This is a genomic window from Virgibacillus oceani, from assembly GCF_041521345.1.
GTDB lineage: Bacteria > Bacillota > Bacilli > Bacillales > Amphibacillaceae > Virgibacillus_N > Virgibacillus_N oceani_A.
The window spans coordinates 1-1,054 of sequence record NZ_JBGOHB010000074.1; the positions used below are offsets into that span (position 1 = coordinate 1).

Genomic DNA, 1,054 nt, shown 5'->3' on the forward strand with positions numbered 1-1,054 from the left:
GACATTCCTTGTCTGGTAGCAATAGCGGAGAGGTCACACCTGTTCCCATGCCGAACACAGAAGTTAAGCTCTCCAGCGCCGATGGTAGTTGGGGCCTTGCCCCTGCAAGAGTAGGACGCCGCCAGGCGATAAGAAAATAAACCGATCTTTGCTGGAATGGCTAAAGATCGTATCGGAGGATTAGCTCAGCTGGGAGAGCACTTGCCTTACAAGCAAGGGGTCGCAGGTTCGAGCCCTGCATCCTCCACCATGTGCCGGCCTAGCTCAATTGGTAGAGCAACTGACTTGTAATCAGTAGGTTGGGGGTTCAAGTCCTCTGGCCGGCACCATTGTATATTCAGGTTGCAACATATTTAAAGTTGAAATTATTATAACAAAATGTTTCGAACTATTAGCTTAGTCGATAAAGCAACTAGCAATGATTTTACCGAACAAGTTGCGAGTAGCTCCAAAGTACTGAACTTACTTGAGTAGGCTAGTAGATGCAGAAATCAGTTATAAGGATATTACTTTTATACAGAGAAAAACTTCATACAAGAGCCATTAGCTCAGTCGGTAGAGCATCTGACTTTTAATCAGAGGGTCGGAGGTTCGAATCCTCCATGGCTCACCATTTTTTTAATATGCGGGTGTGGCGGAATTGGCAGACGCGCTAGACTTAGGATCTAGTGTCTTCGGACGTGGGGGTTCAACTCCCTCCACCCGCATTTAATCTATGCTATTTAAGCGGAAGTAGTTCAGTGGTAGAACACCACCTTGCCAAGGTGGGGGTCGCGGGTTCGAATCCCGTCTTCCGCTCCAAGCCAAGCCGGGGTGGCGGAATTGGCAGACGCACAGGACTTAAAATCCTGCGGTAGGTGACTACCGTGCCGGTTCAAGTCCGGCCCTCGGCACCATATGCGCCCGTAGCTCAATTGGATAGAGCGTTTGACTACGGATCAAGAGGTTAGGGGTTCGACTCCTCTCGGGCGCGCCATAATCGGGAAGTAGCTCAGCTTGGTAGAGCACATGGTTTGGGACCATGGGGTCGCAGGTTCAAATCCTGTCTTCCCGA

8 tRNA genes and 1 rRNA gene are annotated in these 1,054 nt (G+C 49.8%); all 9 read left to right on the forward strand.

The annotated features are described in order from the left end of the window. The first annotated feature begins 11 nt into the window (after positions 1-11). A 5S ribosomal RNA gene (gene rrf / locus ACDX78_RS23180) occupies positions 12-127 on the forward strand. 47 nt (positions 128-174) lie between these two features. Next, positions 175-250, forward strand: a tRNA-Val gene (locus ACDX78_RS23185). Positions 251-253: 3 nt separating this feature from the next. Beyond that, positions 254-329: transfer RNA gene (locus ACDX78_RS23190), tRNA-Thr, on the forward strand. 208 nt (positions 330-537) lie between these two features. Then, positions 538-613: transfer RNA gene (locus tag ACDX78_RS23195), tRNA-Lys, on the forward strand. Positions 614-625: 12 nt separating this feature from the next. Then, positions 626-707: transfer RNA gene (locus ACDX78_RS23200), tRNA-Leu, on the forward strand. 19 nt (positions 708-726) lie between these two features. Then, positions 727-801 (forward strand) — tRNA-Gly (locus tag ACDX78_RS23205). A 6-nt stretch (positions 802-807) separates the two neighbouring features. Beyond that, positions 808-896, forward strand: a tRNA-Leu gene (locus tag ACDX78_RS23210). A 3-nt stretch (positions 897-899) separates the two neighbouring features. Continuing rightward, a tRNA-Arg gene (locus ACDX78_RS23215) sits at positions 900-976 on the forward strand. A 4-nt stretch (positions 977-980) separates the two neighbouring features. After that, positions 981-1,054, forward strand: a tRNA-Pro gene (locus ACDX78_RS23220).